Annotated in this window: 14 protein-coding genes; 2 read left to right on the forward strand and 12 right to left on the reverse strand. The window is 69.8% G+C overall.

What is annotated here, in order from left to right; all coding sequences use genetic code 11:
- Window positions 1-180: 180 nt before the first annotated feature.
- The 9 genes from ACFWBQ_RS04835 to ACFWBQ_RS04875 form a co-directional block, all read right to left on the reverse strand.
- On the reverse strand, window positions 181-1,080 hold the full coding sequence (locus ACFWBQ_RS04835; protein ID WP_385483884.1) for a S1 family peptidase: 900 nt from the start codon (window positions 1,078-1,080) through the stop codon (window positions 181-183).
- A 269-nt stretch (window positions 1,081-1,349) separates the two neighbouring features.
- Window positions 1,350-2,165: a DUF1684 domain-containing protein gene (locus ACFWBQ_RS04840; RefSeq protein ID WP_385483886.1), complete on the reverse strand. Its 816-nt coding sequence runs from the start codon at window positions 2,163-2,165 to the stop codon at window positions 1,350-1,352.
- A gap of 4 nt (window positions 2,166-2,169) precedes the next feature.
- A complete protein-coding gene (locus tag ACFWBQ_RS04845; protein WP_385483888.1) occupies window positions 2,170-3,459 on the reverse strand; it encodes an NtaA/DmoA family FMN-dependent monooxygenase in 1,290 nt (429 codons plus the stop codon).
- Complete coding sequence (locus ACFWBQ_RS04850) at window positions 3,456-4,532, reverse strand: LLM class flavin-dependent oxidoreductase (protein ID WP_385483889.1); 1,077 nt, start codon at window positions 4,530-4,532, stop codon at window positions 3,456-3,458. The genes ACFWBQ_RS04845 and ACFWBQ_RS04850 overlap by 4 nt, the downstream gene beginning before the upstream one ends.
- Before the next feature lie 18 nt (window positions 4,533-4,550).
- A complete protein-coding gene (locus tag ACFWBQ_RS04855) occupies window positions 4,551-5,525 on the reverse strand; it encodes an ABC transporter substrate-binding protein (RefSeq protein WP_385483890.1) in 975 nt (324 codons plus the stop codon).
- Between the two features lie 105 nt (window positions 5,526-5,630).
- On the reverse strand, window positions 5,631-6,383 hold the full coding sequence (locus ACFWBQ_RS04860; protein WP_385484008.1) for an amino acid ABC transporter ATP-binding protein: 753 nt from the start codon (window positions 6,381-6,383) through the stop codon (window positions 5,631-5,633).
- 41 nt (window positions 6,384-6,424) lie between these two features.
- Window positions 6,425-7,321, reverse strand: coding sequence for an amino acid ABC transporter permease (locus ACFWBQ_RS04865; RefSeq protein WP_385483892.1), 897 nt, complete (start codon window positions 7,319-7,321; stop codon window positions 6,425-6,427).
- Window positions 7,322-7,364: 43 nt separating this feature from the next.
- The gene (locus tag ACFWBQ_RS04870) at window positions 7,365-9,206 is read right to left on the reverse strand and encodes an FAD/NAD(P)-binding protein (protein ID WP_385483894.1); all 1,842 of its coding nucleotides are present in this window, start codon (window positions 9,204-9,206) and stop codon (window positions 7,365-7,367) included.
- Complete coding sequence (locus ACFWBQ_RS04875) at window positions 9,203-10,069, reverse strand: amino acid ABC transporter permease (RefSeq protein WP_385483896.1); 867 nt, start codon at window positions 10,067-10,069, stop codon at window positions 9,203-9,205. Before ACFWBQ_RS04875 ends, ACFWBQ_RS04870 begins: the two co-directional genes overlap by 4 nt.
- A gap of 448 nt (window positions 10,070-10,517) precedes the next feature.
- Between ACFWBQ_RS04875 and ACFWBQ_RS04880 the strand changes: the two genes are divergently transcribed.
- Complete coding sequence (locus ACFWBQ_RS04880; protein WP_385483898.1) at window positions 10,518-11,456, forward strand: ABC transporter substrate-binding protein; 939 nt, start codon at window positions 10,518-10,520, stop codon at window positions 11,454-11,456.
- An 85-nt stretch (window positions 11,457-11,541) separates the two neighbouring features.
- Here the strand turns inward: ACFWBQ_RS04880 and ACFWBQ_RS04885 are convergent, their stop codons facing one another.
- Complete coding sequence (locus ACFWBQ_RS04885; protein WP_385484012.1) at window positions 11,542-12,753, reverse strand: DUF5685 family protein; 1,212 nt, start codon at window positions 12,751-12,753, stop codon at window positions 11,542-11,544.
- 308 nt (window positions 12,754-13,061) lie between these two features.
- On the opposite strand from ACFWBQ_RS04885, the gene ACFWBQ_RS04890 reads away from it, so the two are divergent.
- The gene (locus ACFWBQ_RS04890) at window positions 13,062-13,499 is read left to right on the forward strand and encodes a cell division protein SepF (protein ID WP_385483900.1); all 438 of its coding nucleotides are present in this window, start codon (window positions 13,062-13,064) and stop codon (window positions 13,497-13,499) included.
- Between the two features lie 41 nt (window positions 13,500-13,540).
- Here the strand turns inward: ACFWBQ_RS04890 and ACFWBQ_RS04895 are convergent, their stop codons facing one another.
- Window positions 13,541-14,749, reverse strand: coding sequence for an acyl-CoA dehydrogenase family protein (locus ACFWBQ_RS04895; RefSeq protein ID WP_385483902.1), 1,209 nt, complete (start codon window positions 14,747-14,749; stop codon window positions 13,541-13,543).
- Window positions 14,750-14,823: 74 nt separating this feature from the next.
- On the reverse strand, window positions 14,824-16,530 hold the full coding sequence (locus tag ACFWBQ_RS04900; protein ID WP_385483904.1) for an MFS transporter: 1,707 nt from the start codon (window positions 16,528-16,530) through the stop codon (window positions 14,824-14,826).
- Window positions 16,531-16,569 lie beyond the last annotated feature (39 nt).

Below are 16,569 nucleotides of genomic sequence, written 5' to 3' on the forward strand. Positions count from 1 at the left end.
CTGGAACCCCCTGGGAGTCTGCGGGGGCCCGGAGGGCATTCCTCCGGACAGGCACAGCGTCCGCCCCCGTGGTACTTCTGCGACCGACCGTCCTGACATCCTCTCAAAAGCCGCGGGCCGAGAGGGAGCCCCCGCCGGGAATCGGCGGGGGCTCGCGGGAGTGCGGCGGTGCCGGCTGTGTCAGAACACGCTGACGCCGTACGCGCTCAGTGCTTCGGTGACCGGCTGGAAGAAGGTCGTTCCTCCGGAGCTGCAGTTGCCGCTGCCGCCCGAGGTGAGACCGATTGCCCGGGTGCCGGAGTAGAGCGGGCCGCCGGAGTCGCCGGGCTCGGCGCACACATTGGTGCGGATCATGCCGTAGACGATGTCCCCGCCCCCGTAGTTGACCGTGGCGTTGAGACCGGTGACGGAGCCGCTGTGGGTGCCGGTGGTGGAACCGCGGCGGGTGACGGACATGCCGACCGTGGCGTTGGCGGCGCTGGTGATGTCCTGGCTGCCCACGGTGCCCGACTTGGTGACCGAGGTGTTGGTGTACCGCACGATGCCGTAGTCGTTGGTCGGGAAGCTGGAGCCCGAGGTGGTGCCGAGGACGGTGGAGTGCCCGGAGTCGGACCACCAGGTGCCGGCTCCGTCGGTGCAGTGCCCGGCCGTCAGGAAGTAGTACGTACTGCCGCTGCGGACGTTGAAGCCGAGGGAGCAGCGCCAGCTGGAGGCGTAGATGGCATCGCCGCCGGATATCAGCTTGCTGAACCTGCCGGGTGTGCGTTCGATGTCCAGGGCGCCCGCGTTGGCTCCGGCGGACTCCTTGATCCGGTTGATCTCCGCCTGTGAGACGGTGCTGTCCACCGTGACGACGAGCCGTTTGGTCGCGGGGTCGACGTTCCAGGCGGTACCAGCGATGTCGGCGCCGAGTACGGCGCCCTGGGCGGCCGAGAGCTGGTTGGCGCTGTACGTCCCGGTCGAGTTGGCGTTGGCTGCGGGGACGGCGAGCGCAGCGACGGCGACAAGGCCTGCGGAGACGGCAATGGTCCTGCTGCGTCTCGCTGTGCCGCTGCGGGGGGTGGTGCGCTTGATCCTCACTTTTCGTTCCTCCCGAGGGGAATCGGGGGCCCGCCTGTGGGGTGGCCGGACCCGTGAGGCGCAGTCAGGGGGCGCGTCCGCGTTCCGAAAGCGTTCGAATTCCGGATGCTCGGTGCCCCTGACAAGCGCTGCTCGGGAGTATTGGGTGCGTCAACTCGTGGCGCAAGGGCGCCTTTTCGGCCGTAGCGGACGCGCAGCGGGGGCGGCCCCGGCAGCTCTGTGGCTGACGGGGCCGGATGGCCGGGCCGCTGCGTCGCGAGTGGGACGGATCAGGCGTCGATGCGGTTCCGCTCCCCCGCCGGAACCGCGACCGAGAGGGTGTTGCCGGGCGGCGGGAAGGGGCAGATGAAATGGTCGGCGAAGGCGCAGGGCGGCAGCAGTACGCGGTTGAGGTCGACCCTGACCTTGCCGGCCTCGTCCGGGGCCTGGGGCCGCAGGAAGCGGAAGCGGTAGCTGCTGTCTCCGCTGGTGGCATCGGCGAATACGGCCCAGAGGGAGCCGTCGGGCTCGACCGCGACCTGGAGCGTGTGCTCCGCTCCGTCCAGCTGGAAGGCGATCTCGCCGCCGAGCCCCAGCCCCCGCTCGCGCCCGTCGGCGTTCTCCACCCGGACGGTCCGGTCGGTGCCGTACGGGCGGAAGGTGCCCTCCAGCGACCAGCGCGGGTCGTACGGTGTGACGTCGATGCTGCGGAAGCTGTGCCGTGCGGGTGACTGCGGGTCGAAGTCCCGTACCGCCCACAGGCCTTCACGGCTCAGTACGACCAGCCGGCGCTCTCCCTGCGCCACCCGGGATGCGTCGATCGGCCCGCGGTCCGCGGCCAGCCTGACCTCGCCGGCCAGTGGCTTTCCGTCTACGGTCAGCCCGTCCTCGGCGTCGGCGGTGAGCACCACCTCGTCACCGTCCTCACGCCACTGCCCCGGCACGGCCGGAATTCGACCGTCCGGGTAGTCGGAGAGCCAGTGGGTGCCCGTGAGGGAGAGCGGGCCGTGCGGTGCCGCCACCGCGACGATGCGCTCCTCGTGCCACCGCTGCCACTCCCGGAAGTCCTCGCTGTCCCGGCTGTCCTGCTGTGCGTCCGTGCTCATGTGATCAACCTTTCCATACCGGCTCTGCCAGGCCGAGGTGCGACCGGAGGGTGGTGCCGGTGTATTCGGAGCGAAAGGCTCCGCGTTCCTGGAGGACCGGGACGACCCGGTCGACGAAGTCGTCGAGGCCGCCCGGTGTGAGGTGCGGTACGAGGATGAAGCCGTCGGCCGCGTCGGTGGAGACGAACGTCTCCAGTTCGGCGGCCACCGACTGCGGGGAGCCGATGAAGGACTGCCGGGCCGTGGACTCGATGACCGTCTGCCGGATGGACAGCCCCTTGGCTGCCGACAGGGCACGCCACTTGGCGGCGACGGCCAACGGATCGGCGACCCGGACCCTGCCCTGCACCAGACCGGACTCGGGGTCCGGGTCGATGTCGGGCAGGGGACCGTCCGGGTCGTACGAGGAGAGGTCGCGGCCCCAGACCTGTTCGAGGGCGAGGACGGCGTTCTGCGGGGAGACCTGCTGCTTGCGGATCTCGGCGGCGTTCTGCTGTGCCTCCGCATCCGTGTCGCCGAGGACGACGGTGACACCGGGCATGATCTTCAGGTCGTCCGGCTGCCTGCCGTACTTCGCCAGCCGTGCCTTGACGTCTGCGTAGAAGACCCGCCCGGCCTCCAGGGTGCCGTGCCGGGTGAAGATGACATCGGCGGCCGATGCGGCGAATTCCCTGCCTTCGTCGGAGTCCCCGGCCTGGATGACGACGGGATGCCCCTGCGGGGAGCGGGGGACGGTGAACTCCCCGGAGACCTCGAAGTGCTGTCCGGAGTGCGCGAACGGACGGGACGTCCCGTCCGGCGACCAGGAGTCCCACAACTCACGTGCCGTGGCGACGAATTCGGCGGCGCGGGTGTAGCGGTCCGCGCGGTCGAGGTAACCGCCGCGGCGGAAGTTCTCCCCGGTGAAGGCGTCGGAGGAGGTCACGACGTTCCAGGCGGCGCGCCCGCCACTGAGGTGGTCGAGCGTGGCGAGGCGGCGCGCGAGTTCGTACGGTTCGTTGAAGGTGGCGTTGACCGTGGCCGCGAGCCCGAGGCGGTCGGTGACGGCGGCCAGGGCGTTCAGGACGGTGAGGGACTCCGGCCGGCCGACCACGTCCAGGTCGTGGATCAGGCCGTTGTGCTCCCGCAGCCGCAGCCCTTCGGCGAGGAAGAAGAAGTCGAATCTGCCGCGTTCCGCGGTTCTGGCCAGGTGCTCGAAGGAGGCGAAGTCGATCTGGCTCCTGGAGCGGGGATCGGCCCACACGGTGGTGCTGTTGACGCCGGGGAAGTGGGCGGCGAGGTGCATCTGCTTCATGAGCTCGCCCCCGAAGCACCCGCGAGCGCGAAGCGGTTGGCCGGGCGGGCCAGACCGAGGTGCTCACGGAGTGTGCCCCCCGGATAGAAGGTGCGGAACAGGCTGCGGTGCTGGAGCAGAGCCACGGTGCCGTTGACGATCCTTTCGAGGTCGCGCCCGGGGGTGATGGGGGTGAGGTGGAAACCGTCCACGGCCCCGCCCCGGTGCCACTGGGTGATGAGTTCGGCGAGGTCGACCGGGCCGCCCCGGAAGTAGGTCCCCCGCCCGGCGAGCTGCGGACCGCTCTCCAGCCCCGGTTCCGGTGCCGTCTCGGCGTCCCCGAGGTCGACGGTGAGGGCGACCAGCACCCGCAGGGTGTCGGGATCGCGGCCGTGCGCTGCGGCGATGCGGCGCACATCGGTGCGGAGTGAGGCCGCTTGCTCGGGCGAGGTGGCCCGTACGTACACGACGTCGGCGTACCGCGCGGCGGGCTCCCGTGCCGGGCCGCTCGTGCCGTCGATGACGGTGACGGGCCTGCCCTGCGGTGGCCGGGGCACGATGGCCGGGCCCCGTACGGAGAAGGTGCTGCCCTCGAAGTCGACGTAGTGCAGCTTGTCGCGGTCGATGAACCGGCCGGTGGCGACGTCCCGGATCTCCGCGTTGTCCTCCCAGCTGTCCCACAGCCGGGCTCCGACGTCGGCCGTCTCGCCCGCCTCCCGCCACAGGGCGGCAGCGGGTGCGGCATCGCGCCGGCCGAACAGCCGGGCCTCGGCCTCGGTGGTCGACACGTCGGCGTGCCAGCCGGCCCGGCCCCCGCTGACCCAGTCGAGGGTGGCGACGGCGGAGGAGACGTGGAAGGGCTCGGTGTGTGTGGTGGTGACGGTCGGTACGAGACCGATCCGGGTGGTGGCCGGGGCGACACGGGCGAGCACGGCGAGCGCGTCCGGGCCCGGCCGGGCGAAGGAGTCGCTGAGGGTGACGAAGTCGAGCGCGCCCCGCTCGGCGAGGCGGGCGAGCGCGACGTGGGAGGCGGCGTCGTAACGCGGCGGGCCGCCGATCTCGGCGGCCAGATGGAGTGGCCTGGTGGCAGACATTACGGGGACCTCTCGGGGTCAGTTCTTGGTCTTGGGGAGGCCGGGCGGGTTGATCTCGGACTTGTCGACGGCCTCGTTGGACAGTCCCCAGCGCTTCAGCACCTTGGCGTAGGAGCCGTCCTGGACGATGTGGTCGATCGCCGCGCCGTACGCCTCGACCAGGCCGCTGCCCTTCTTCGTGGTGGCGGCGATCTTCCCCTGGACGCCGTCGCCACCGCCGGAGAGCGTGCCGACGATCTCGGACTGCCCGGCCGACGCGACGTGGTAGTTGGCCGAGGGGCTCGGGCCGAGGTAGGCGTCGATCCGGCCCGACTGCAGGGCCAGGTAGTAGTCGGTGTCCTTCTGGAAGTACTTGATCTCCACCGGCTTCCGCCCGGCCTTGACGTTCTGCTCGCTCCAGTCGACGAGGATCTTCTCCTGGTTGGTGCCCGAGGCAACGGAGATCGTCTTTCCCGCCACGTCCTCGGGCGCCGTCACCTTCCATCCGGAGCCCTTCTTCGCCTCGAACGCGATGTTGTCGAGCCGGTAGGTGGCGAAGTCGTACTTCTCCTTGCGCTCCTCGGTCACGGTGACGTTGGACAGGACGCCGTCGAATTTGGAGCTGTCGAGGCCGACGAAGAGGTTCTCCCAGGAGACTTCGTCGAACTCGGGCTTCAGTCCGAGCGTGTCCGCGATCAGAGTCGCTATGTCGATCTCGCTGCCGATCCGGGTCTTGTCGTCGGTCGCGTAGAAGCCGAGCGGGGGTGAGGCGTCGGCGCTCGCGCCGAACCGGAGCGTGCCGCGCTCACGGACGGCGTCGGGCACCGTGGCGGCGATGGTGTCGACCTTCTTGCCTCTGATCCTCTTCTGGTCGGGCCCGATGTTGATCCCGCTGTCCTTCTGCCCCTTGGGGCGCACCACGTCGGTGGCGGCGTCGCCGCTGCCGCAGGCGGTGAGCAGTCCGGCGGCGGTGAGGGTGGCGAGGGCGACGGCGAGGGTGCGGGGGACGGACACGTGACTGCTCCTTGAGGGCGAGGACTGGGACTGCGGGGACTCGGACGGCGGGGACTCGGACGGCGGGGACTCGGACGGCGGGGGCATGGACGGCGGCGGCATGGCTCAGAGGACCTTGGAGAGGAAGGCGCGGGTGCGTTCCTGGACGGGGCGGTCGAGTACGTCGGCGGGCGGCCCCTGCTCGACGATCCGCCCCTCGTCCATGAACACCACGGTGTCGGCGACCTCACGGGCGAAGCCGATCTCGTGCGTGACGACGATCATCGTGGTGCCCTGGTGCGCCAGGTCCTTGATGACGTCGAGGACCTCGCCCACGAGTTCCGGGTCGAGCGCGGAGGTCGGCTCGTCGAAGAGCAGCAGCTTCGGTTCGAGCGCGAGCGCGCGGGCGATCGCGACGCGTTGCTGCTGGCCGCCGGAGAGCTGTTTGGGGTACGCCCCCGACTTGTCGGCGAGCCCGACCCGGGCGAGGAGGGTCTCCGCCGCGGCGACGGCGTCCTTGCGGGTGCGGCCGAGGGCTGCGACCGGGGCCTCGATGATGTTCTCGAGGACGGTCAGGTGCGGGAAGAGGTTGAAGTTCTGGAAGACGAAGCCGATTTCGGTGCGCTGGCGCAGGACCTCGCGTTCGCGGAGCTCGTACAGCTTGTTGCCGGAACGGCGGTAGCCGACCAGGGTGCCGTCGACACTGATCCAGCCCTGGTCGACCTTCTCCAGGTGGTTGATGGTGCGCAGCAGGGTGGACTTCCCCGAGCCGGAGGGGCCGAGGACGACGGTCACCTCTCCCGCCCGTACGGACAGGTCGATGCCGCGGAGCACTTCGAGGGAGCCGAAACTCTTGTGCACGGCGCGGATCTCGACCATGGCGTTCGTGGGTTCGTCTGTGGATACATCTGTGGGTGCGCTCATCGCACGGCCCCCTTGGCGTAGTGACGTTCGACGTAGTACTGGAGGACGGTGAGCACGGTGGTCAGGAGGATGTACCAGACCGTGGCGACCATCAGCAGGGGCACGACCCTGCCGTTGCGGCCGTAGACGACCTGGACCTGGTAGAAGAGCTCGCCGATCGCCATCACGGAGACGATGGAGGTGCCCTTGAAGAGGGAGATGATCTCGTTGGCTGCGTTCGGCAGGATGGAGCGCATCGCCTGCGGCAGCACGATCCGCCGCAACTGCCGCAGCCGGGGGATCCCTAGGGCGGCGGCCGCCTCCAACTGCCCACTGTCCACGGCCAGTACGCCGCCCCGGACGATCTCGGCGGCGTAGGCCGCCTGGTGCAGCGCGAGCCCGAGGACGGCCGCGCTCATCGCTCCGACGAGGTTCATCGTGTCGAAGGAGAGGAAACCGGGCCCGAACGGGATGCCGAACTGCAGCTCCTTGTAGAGGTAGGCGAGATTGAACCAGAACAGCAGCTGGACGATGAGCGGGATCGACCGGAACGCCCAGATGTAGGCGTACGCGACCGCCCTGAGGAACGGGCTGGCGGACAGCCGCATGAAGGCGAGGACGATGCCGAGTGCGAAGCCGAGCACCGTCCCGTAGAAGGTCAGCTGAAGGGTGACCCAGACTGCTTTGAGGATGGTCTCGGTGGTGAAGAAGCTGGCGAAGACGTCCCATTCCCAGCCGGGGTTGGTGATCAGCCCGTTCAGGAACTGGGCGACCAGCACCGCGGTGGCCGCGACGGCGACCCAGCGCCAGGGGTGGCGCAGAGGGACGACGGTCAGCTCCGCGAAGCCGGCGTCGTCGGGCGGAGGTGTTCGTGCGGTCTCTTTGTCGATGGGTGGATCACTGGTCAGCGGCATTCGGATTCCTTCGGCGACGTGCGTACGGGAGGAGGTGCCGCACTCACGCGGCGCGGCGGTCACGACAGGACAGGTCGCGCAGGAACGCGAGCGCCGTGCGGGCGGTGGCGTCGTTCTGCCGGAAGGCCGGTCCGCCGGTGCGCGGCCTGGTGAAGGCGCCGCTCGACCGTGCGGTGGTGTACGGCCCGAGGGCGAAGCGGCGCGGGTGCGGGCTGCCGTCGACGCCCAGGATCCGGCTGTCGCCGGCGTCCACGGAGAGCAGCCCCGTGTCGGTGCCGGCGGCCCCGTCCTCGTACAGTCCGCGCAGCAGCGGACTGCGGGTGCGGCGCAGGGACGGGTCGGGCAGCCTGGCCTCGACCAGCGCCCGGGCCTCGGTGAACGCTCCGGGCACGGTCGAGCCGGAGGCCCGGAAGACGCCCTGCTCCTCGTCGGCCTCGACGGTGAGCCCGGCACCGAGGAAGCGGACGACCCCGGCGCGGGACAGGGCGAGGAGTTGACGGAGCCGTGGGCCGGGCGGTCCGGAGGCGAGGTAGCTGAAGAAGCTGTGCCACCGTTCGCCGATGTCACCGAAGTGGATCAGCTGCCCGTAGACGGACAGCAGTCCGAGGAAGACGGCGAGATCGGGGCTGTTGCCGGGGTCGTGGCGGCGTTCCAGGTCGGCGGTGATGTAACCGCGCAGCCCGTCCTGCAGTGTGTCGTACGAGGCATGGCGCACCCCGTCCAGCGGGTGGTCGAGCGCCTCCAGGTCGAGTCGGTCGGCGGGGTCGGGAACGGCCGAGGAAACAAGGGCCTGCAGCTCGGGGCTGCCCGGTTCCGCGACGGCGTACTTCTCCTCGAAGTCGTTCCATCCGACGGCGGTGCGCTCGGGGTGAGTGGTGAAGAGCCGGTGGTAGTGGGCGTGGCCGAGCTCCTTGGTGACCAGCGGCCACAGATCGCTCCGGAAGTCCACGGATCCGGAACCGCTGAGCAGTTCGTTCACCCGGTCGGGTCCGAAGTGGCGTGGCAGGGGCGGCCGTTCACCTGTCCAGCTGTAGCCGATCTTCGAGTGGTACGGAACGCCGCGCCGCGATCCGACGTACAGGACGGGTTCCCGGCCGGAGGCGACGTAGACCCCGTTCTCGTACCGTCCGCCACGCCCCTCGGTCAGCAGGACCATCAGATCGATGAAGGCGAGACCGAAGCCTCGGACGATGACCGGCTCGCCCGCGGGCAGGGCCGTCAGGTCGCTGTCGGCCGTGAAGTCGGGTGGCAGATGGACCAGCCCGTGCCGATCCGCGAAGTCGCCCAGTTCCCGTTGCGCGGGGTCGAGTTCGGCGTCGAGGTGGCCGACGGTGAGGACGACGAGGTCGGCGAGGAGGGGCTCGGCGCGCCCGTCGAGCCAGACGCGCTGCCGGCCGTCGCGGGGACCGGTGATCTGCCGTGCGTGCCCGAGGTGTTCGTGGACGGTGATGCCCGGCGGGAGCGCGGCGATCGCCTGCTCGTACACCCAGCGCAGATAGGCGCTCTGCAGCCGTCGGCTCGGGAAGTCCTGGGCGCCGAGACCCCGTATCTCCTCCAGTATCGCGGGGGCGGTGTCGATCGTGGTCCGCCCGTCGCGGACGTCGGCGGCCCAGGTGTGCAGGGCGGGGCCGGGCCGTACGGGGCCGTCCTGCTGCACCGTGTCGTCGGTGAACATGGTGACGTCCTCGGCCATGGAGTTCATCCAGAGAAGCGGGGACTGGTCCTGTCGCCAGATCCGGCCGCCGCCGGGCGGATACGGGTCGACGAGATGGATGTCCAGGCGCCGGTCCTCGTACAGGTCACCCGCGTTGGCGGCGATGCGTTCGATGACGCCGGTGCCGCGCGGTCCGCCGCCGATGATGACGAGGGCCGGCACGCCGCTCATCGGGCGACCGCCGTGCCGCGTGCGTAGTGGCGTTCGACGTAGTACTGCCCGATGGACAGAAGGGACGTGACGGCGATGTACCAGAGAGTGGCGACCAGCAGCAGCGGGATGACCTCGTAGGTGCGGTGGTAGACGAGCTGCACCGAGTAGAGGAGGTCCTGCACGGCGATGATGCTGACGATCGAGGTGCCCTTGAGCGTGCCGATCAGCATGTTCCCGGCGGGCGGGACGATGGAGCGCATGGCCTGTGGAAGCACGATCCTCCGGAGCCGGCGCCAGGGTCCGAGGCCGAGCGACTGGGCGGCCTCCAGCTGTCCGCGCTCGACGGACAGAATGCCGCCGCGGACCACTTCGGCTGCGTACGCGGCCTCGTGGAGGGTGAGTCCGATGACGGCGACGGCGATGGGGCCGAGGAGGTTCACCGTGCTGACGCCGAAAACCTCCGGGTAGAGCGCGCCGATGTTGAACCAGAAGAGCAGCTGGACCAGGATCGGAGTGGACCTGAACAGCCAGATGTATCCCCAGCTGACGGCCTGCAGCACACGGTTGCCGGAGAGTCTGAGCACGGCGAGGAGCGTGCCGAGGGCGAAGCCGAGCACCATCACGAGCGCCGTGAGCCACAGGGTGAGTCCGAGGCCGCGCAGCACGGAGGCGGTGGTGAAGTAGTCACCGACGACGTCCCACTGGAACGCGTCGTTACGGATGACCGAGCTCAGCGCCCCCGCGAGAAGCAGCAGGACGGCAACGGCGGCTGCCCACTGTCCCGTTCGCCGGACCGGGACGATGCGCGGGGCGGAGACTTCGTCATGCTTGGCGGGCGGGGCGGGAAGCGGCGGAGGGAGGGTATCTGTCTGCGCAGACATGCGAAGGCTCCGTGGATGCAGAGATCGAACACGGGATGTGCCTTCAGCGGAAACACAACGTGGACCGGGCCCCTCAGCGCCGGTCCGGTTCCGAGACAACCGCTGTCCAGGGCCTGTTGTCAAGCCTGTCCACACTGTGAGCCGTACGTCTCAGGCCAGTTGACGTGCACCCGGATGCCTGTTCCACTGGGGCCATGTATTCGCAGCAGTGGCTGGTCACCCGCTCCCACATCGACTTCGGTCGCGTGTGGTCCTGTTCCTGTTGAGCTGACCCCCTGCTTTTCCGCGTTTCCCCGCTCGCGCCCCTGTCGGCGCTCGAGCAGATTTCCCGCGTGCCTTCACGTACACAACGCCGCTGCACCCTCCCCTCGTACAGCTGATCTCCCGCCCCGCCACTCCGTGCTGTCCCGCACCGGAGCGCGGTCGACGAATCCGGAGAATTTCCGTCATGCCCCGAACCCGGCACACCGCTGCCTACGCCCTGATCACCGTTGCCGCACTCACGCTCACCGCCTGCGGATCGGGTGACCCGGCGGCCTCGCCTGCCGGCACCGGATCCGCGGGCAAGGGAAAGTTCTCCACGGCCGATGTGGTCTCGTCGGTGAAGAAGAACGAGGCTGCGGCGAAGCTGCTGCCCGCCGGGGTACGCACCTCCGGCACGCTCACCATCGCCTCCAGCATCGGCTCACCGCCCGGAGCGTTCTATCTGGAGGACGGCAGGACGCTGGCCGGCGCGGACATCGAGTTCGCGGACGCGGCGGCCAAGGCCCTCGGACTGAAGCTGAAGCGTGAGGTCGCCTCGTTCGAGGCGATCCTTCCGGCGCTCGGCAGCGGGAAGTACGACCTGGGTACCGGCAACTTCGGGGTGACCGACGAGCGCCGGAAGACGATCGACTTCGTGACGTACATCAACGACGGCCAGGGCTTCGCCGTCCGCGACGACAGCAAGCTGAAGGACGTCACCGACCTCACCCAGCTCTGCGGCCTGACCGTGGCCACCGGCGCCGGAACCACGTTCGAGGCGACGCTGGAGAAGAACAAGCACGTGTGCGCGGACGCGGGCAAGAAGGCGTACGACGTGAAGACGTACGCCGACCCGGCCGCCGTCTGGATCTCACTCCAGCAGGGCCGCAGCGATGTCGTGATGTCGACGATCAACGGGCTGCGCTACGCAGTGTCCCAGCAGAAGGGGCTGCGCTTCCTCAGCGAGTTCAAACGGCTCGATGTCGGCTTCGCCTTCAAGAAGGGCACCCCGCTGGCGCCCGCGTTCCAGGCGGCGGTCAACGGCCTCAAGGCGGACGGGACCTATGACCGCATCCTGAAGAAGTGGGGCACCGCCGGGTCGGCGATCAAGACGTCCCAGATCTCGCCGCCCGAGATCAAGTGAGGTCGTGCGACCGCCTCACGCGTGATCGCCCGACGGGTGACCGCCTCACGTGAGGCCTCCGGGTGCGGCTGCCGGTCCGGCCGGTTCAGCAGTCGCACCCGCAGTCGCAGTCGCAGCAGCCCCCGTCCTCCCCGCCGCAGCTGCAGCAGTTGCTGCAGCAGTCGCAGGCATCGCAGCAGTCCCCGCAGTCGCACTTCCGGCAGAGGCCTTCGCGCTCCTGCCCCGACCAGGGGTCGTGGAAGCTTCCGCAGCACATCTGGCAGGTGCAGGCGAGCCCCGCCCACACCAGGCAGCCGGTGATCAGACCGCGCCGGTTGCGGGGCGGCTCGGGCGGGAGAGGCGGACCGGGCGTGCCGGGCGGACCACCGGGCGTCGGCGCGTACGGGTTGCCGGGCGGCGGGCCGAAGGATCCCGACAGCTGATCCGGCTGATGCGAGCACGAGGCCGAGCCGAAGGCACGGTCCACCGAGCGCCGCAGCTCGTGCACCAGCAGCACATGCGCGAGCTTGCTGTCGGTGAACTCCGCGTCGCGCATCGCGAGGCGTATCCCGTGCAGCGCGTCGTCGCACAGTCGCCGGGCCTCGGCGAGCGGGGTGCCGGTCGCGGTGAGCGGGTTCCAGGCACCCGATGCCGCGTCAGTTTCCCGGTCCTCCACGGCATCCAGCAGATGGGCGAGCCGTCCGAAGAGCCGTCCGGCCTCGGCGAGCGGCGCGGCGTTCTGCGGCTTGCCCGCGAGTACGGCGGTGTGTGCGAAGGCCGCGGCCGTCGCCGTCTCGGTGGGTTCGGTGACCGTCAGCAGCGGGGTGCCCGGTCCGGCGAGTGACTCGATCCCGGTCTGCCGGTCGACGGCGTCGACCAGTACCGCCGTGTCGAATCCGAGCGCGGCGCCGGTACGTGCCCCGGCCCTGTCCCAGCCCGCGGCCACCCGGCGCGCCGCGGCGGCGACCGGACGCCGCTTCAACAGCCCGTCCCGGTCGGCCACGTGGTCGCGTACCTTCGCCGATGCCAGCACGAGCGAGACTGCGGCGGCGAGCCTGGCCCCCTCGCCACGCGCGACCGGAGCCGTCCGCATCGAGCGCAGCGGGCAGGGGCCCGCGGTGCGCCGCTGTCCCGTGGTCCGTTCGGTCTGAGCCTCCGTCAGAACCGAGACGATCAGCCCGTCGTAGTTCGTGACGATCCGGGCGAACTGCCCGTGGTCCGCACGAAGGGCGAGACACAATCCGCAGAGATGGGCCATCCACTCCGTCTTGAGCCCCTCGGACAGTCTGTGGGTACAGGGCCTCACGATTCCGAACACGACGATCCCCCGGGAGTCGTTCACCTGATGCGCCGCGCTCGTGCACATGCGCGGCGTGCATCGTATCGAGTGACCCGTTCACCCGTACGTCCCCCATGTCACCCGTACGGCCCGGAGCATCATATTTTCCTCCCGCAAGCGGCCTTATACGGGAGGAACCTTGACGAATCGCCACATCCTCTGCACCAGTACCGTCACGAATCCCCTGCGCGCCGACTATCCCCTTGGCGCAGTATCCGCATCATGGACGACCATAGGGACAGGAAAGAGATGCGGACAACAAGGAACCGCGGTGAGAGGAGGCGTCCATGGGATCGGTGCGCAAGGCGAGTGCCTGGCTGGGCCTCGTAGAGGACAACGACGAGCGGTACTACGACGACGAGTACTCCGAGGATGCTGAGACCGGCACGAACCAGGCCTGGGCTACCGACCCTCGCGTACAGGTGGCCGCCGAGACGGCCGAGGGCAGAGACCGCCGGATCGCCACCGTCACCCCGGACAGCTTCCGGGACGCGCGCGGCATCGGCGAGCTCTTCCGGGACGGTGTACCGGTGATCGTCAACCTCACGGCCATGGACCCCACCGATGCCAAGCGCGTCGTGGACTTCGCCGCCGGTCTGACGTTCGGCCTGCGCGGCTCGATCGAGCGCGTGGCCACACGGGTCTTCCTCCTGACCCCCGCCGACACCCAGGTGGTGACCGAAGCCGTCGGCCGGCCGGCCGACGGCTTCTTCAACCAGAGCTGAGCAGGGCGCTCGCCGGACAGGTCCGGTTCACCGTCCGCCTTCTACCGGAAGGCGTCCAGACCGGTGAGCGCCTTGCCCAGCACCAGTTGGTGCATCTCCACGGTGCCCTCGTAGGTGAGCACCGATTCCAGATTCGTGGCGTGCCGCATCACCGGGTATTCCAGCGAGATCCCGTTGGCGCCGAGAATCGTGCGTGAGGTGCGGCAGATCTCGATGGCTTCCCGCACGTTGTTGAGTTTGCCGAAACTGACCTGCTCCGGACGGAGCCTGCCCGCGTCCATCCGGCGGCCCAGGTGATGGGCGAGCAGGATGCCCTTGTGCAGTTCGACGGCCATGTCGGCGAGCTTGGCCTGGGTGAGCTGGAAGCCGCCGATCGGCCTGCCGAACTGTTCCCGGGTCTTCGCGTAGTCCACGGCCGACTCGAAACTGGCGCGCGCCGCACCCATGGCCCCCCAGACGATGCCGTAGCGGGCGTGGCTGAGACAGCTGAGCGGGCCGCGCAGACCGGTGACGCCGGGGAGTACGGCATCGGCGGGCAGTCGCACGCCGTCCAGGATCAGCTCACTGGTGACCGAGGCACGCAGTGACCACTTGTGCCGGATCTCCGGCGCGGAGAACCCGGGGCTGTCCGTGGGCACGACGAAGCCACGGATTCCGGAGCCGCCGTCGGCCTCGTCGGTCTGGGCCCAGACGACGGCGACCCCGGCGACCGATCCGTTGGTGATCCACATCTTGCGGCCGGTGAGGATCCAGTCCTCGCCGTCCCGCTCGGCGTAGGTCCGCATCCCGGCCGGGTCCGAGCCGTGGTCCGGCTCGGTGAGACCGAAGCAGCCGATGATCTCGCCGGCCGCCATGCCGGGCAGCCACTGCTGCTTCTGTTCCTCGGAGCCGAAGCGGTGGATCGCGTACATGGCAAGCGAGCCCTGGACGGATACCAGGGAGCGGATCCCGGAGTCGGCCGCCTCCAGCTCCAGACAGGCCAGGCCGTACTGGACCGCGGTGGCGCCCGCACAGCCGTATCCCTGCAGGGACATGCCCAGCGCGCCGAGGGAGCCCAGTTCGCGGGCCAGCTCGCGGATGCCGGGGAGCTCGCCGTTCTCGTACCACTCGGCGATGTGCGGCAGGACGCGGTCACTCGCCCAGGTGCGCACGGTGTCGCGGATCGCGAGGTCCTCCGGGTCGAGGAGATCGTCGATGCCGATGGGGTCGGCCGGGTCGAACGGCGGGAGTTTCGACGGCTTCACGGACATGGGAGTGCCTCCGGCGGCTCGCACGGTACTAAAAACTAGCAGTGATAGTTACGGCGTCGTGCCGACGTTACGGCTCAGCGCGGCGCCCGTCCAGAGCTCGTGGCCTCGGCGGGTTCACGCCGCGCGGGCAGAGCGAGCCGACGCCCCGGCCGCTTCTGCACGGGCAGCGCACGCGGCTCGGAACGCGGCCCGGAAATTACCGGCTCGGCCGCACGCGCCCGGCAGGCCTCCCTGGCCGGAGCACAGTCCATGGCCTTCGGCAGCCGCAGTGCCGCCAGCGCCCCGAGCAACAGCAGACCGGCGCTGACCAGCAGCGTGACATGCAGGCCCTGGACGAAGGCGTGCCGGGCCGTGGTCCGCAGCAGGTCACCCGTCGGACCACCCAGCTGCGCCGCCACCTGGTAGGCCTCGCCGAGCGAGTTCGAGGCGGCCGAGCCGGCCGCGGCGGGCACTCCCTCCTCGTGGAGCCGTGCCAGTCCGGGTGCGTAGGCCGCGTTCATGACACTGCCGAGCAGGGCGATGCCCAGACCGGCGCCCAGCTGGTACGAGGTCTCGCCGATCGCCGCCGCGCCGCCGGCCCGTTCGGCGGGCGCCTCACTGAGCATCGATTCGTACGCCCCGAAGAGCGTGGACTGCAGCCCGAAGCCCAGCAGCACGAAGCCGACGGTGAGCAGCGCCGGCCGGTCGTGCTGCCCCATCAGGGTGAGCAGGAGCACGGATGCCGCGGTGAGCACGAACCCCCAGCCGACCATGCGGCGGGGGCCGATACGGCTCAGGGTGTACGAACCGGTGGCACCGGCGGCCATCGCGGCGAAGGTCAGCGGAAGAAGCCGCAGACCGGTTTCCAGCGGGCTGAGGTCCAGCACCAGCTGGAGGTACTGGACAGCGATCAGCTCCAGACCGACCAGGGCCAGCATCGCGAGGACGATGCAGCCGACGGCAGTGGTGAAGGCGGGCCGGGAGAACATCGCGATGTCGATCAACGGATGCGTACGGCGTTTCTGCCTGCGCACGAAAAGCACCAGCAGCGCGGCGCCCGCAAGCAGCGGGGCGACACCGGCGAGGTCCAGCACGCCCTCGCCGCTGCCCATCCGCTTGACCCCGAGGACGACTCCGAGCACACCCGCCGCCGCCATCAGGGCGCCGACCACATCCCAGGGACCTTCTCCGGTGCCGCGTGACTCGGGCAGCAGCCAGCGGCCGAGCGGCAGGATCATGGCCATCAGCGGGATGTTGATGAGGAAGACCGAACCCCACCAGTAGTGCTCGACGAGGAATCCGCCGATGACCGGTCCGGCGGCGGCACCCACGGCGGCGACCGCGGTCCAAATCCCTATGGCCAGAGCCCGCTCGCGGCGGTCGGGGAAGACCTGGCGGAGTATCGACAGCGTCGCCGGCATGATCATCGCGCCGCCGACACCGAGCAGGGCACGCGCCGCTATCAGCACGGCGGGAGTGTCGGCCGCGGCCGCCAGCGCGGAGGCCATCCCGAAGAGCGCATACCCGAACAGCAGGACGCGCCGTCTGCCGATCCGGTCACCGAGCGTGCCGAAGAGAATCAGCAGCGAGGCACAGACCAGCGGATAGGCGTCCACGATCCACAGCAGGCCGACGGCGCTCGGCCGCAGATCCTCGGTGACGGCGGGGACGGCGACGTGCAGCACGGTCGCGTCGAGCGCGACCAGCAGCAGACTGAGGCAAAGGACGACCAGAACGACCCAGCGGTTGGCACCGCCGGCTGCTGCGCGCAGCCGGGTCACAGCCGTGGACGTCCCGCTCATATACGTACCTCCCAATGAGTCCCTCGCGCTCGGCAGACC

Source organism: Streptomyces sp. NPDC060035 (assembly GCF_042736635.1).
Lineage (GTDB): Bacteria > Actinomycetota > Actinomycetes > Streptomycetales > Streptomycetaceae > Streptomyces.

Excerpts from the sequence above, each read along its gene's own strand:
- ACFWBQ_RS04875 (WP_385483896.1), bottom strand. The coding sequence starts at position 10,069 with ATGTCTGCGCAGACAGATACCCTCCCTCCGCCGCTTCCCGCCCCGCCC.
- ACFWBQ_RS04895 (WP_385483902.1), bottom strand. The coding sequence starts at position 14,749 with ATGTCCGTGAAGCCGTCGAAACTCCCGCCGTTCGACCCGGCCGACCCC.
- ACFWBQ_RS04860 (WP_385484008.1), bottom strand. The coding sequence starts at position 6,383 with ATGGTCGAGATCCGCGCCGTGCACAAGAGTTTCGGCTCCCTCGAAGTG.
- ACFWBQ_RS04870 (WP_385483894.1), bottom strand. The coding sequence starts at position 9,206 with ATGAGCGGCGTGCCGGCCCTCGTCATCATCGGCGGCGGACCGCGCGGC.
- ACFWBQ_RS04850 (WP_385483889.1), bottom strand. The coding sequence starts at position 4,532 with ATGTCTGCCACCAGGCCACTCCATCTGGCCGCCGAGATCGGCGGCCCG.
- ACFWBQ_RS04865 (WP_385483892.1), bottom strand. The coding sequence starts at position 7,321 with ATGCCGCTGACCAGTGATCCACCCATCGACAAAGAGACCGCACGAACA.
- ACFWBQ_RS04845 (WP_385483888.1), bottom strand. The coding sequence starts at position 3,459 with ATGAAGCAGATGCACCTCGCCGCCCACTTCCCCGGCGTCAACAGCACC.
- ACFWBQ_RS04840 (WP_385483886.1), bottom strand. The coding sequence starts at position 2,165 with ATGAGCACGGACGCACAGCAGGACAGCCGGGACAGCGAGGACTTCCGG.
- ACFWBQ_RS04880 (WP_385483898.1), top strand. The coding sequence starts at position 10,518 with ATGCCCCGAACCCGGCACACCGCTGCCTACGCCCTGATCACCGTTGCC.
- ACFWBQ_RS04890 (WP_385483900.1), top strand. The coding sequence starts at position 13,062 with ATGGGATCGGTGCGCAAGGCGAGTGCCTGGCTGGGCCTCGTAGAGGAC.
- ACFWBQ_RS04900 (WP_385483904.1), bottom strand. The coding sequence starts at position 16,530 with ATGAGCGGGACGTCCACGGCTGTGACCCGGCTGCGCGCAGCAGCCGGC.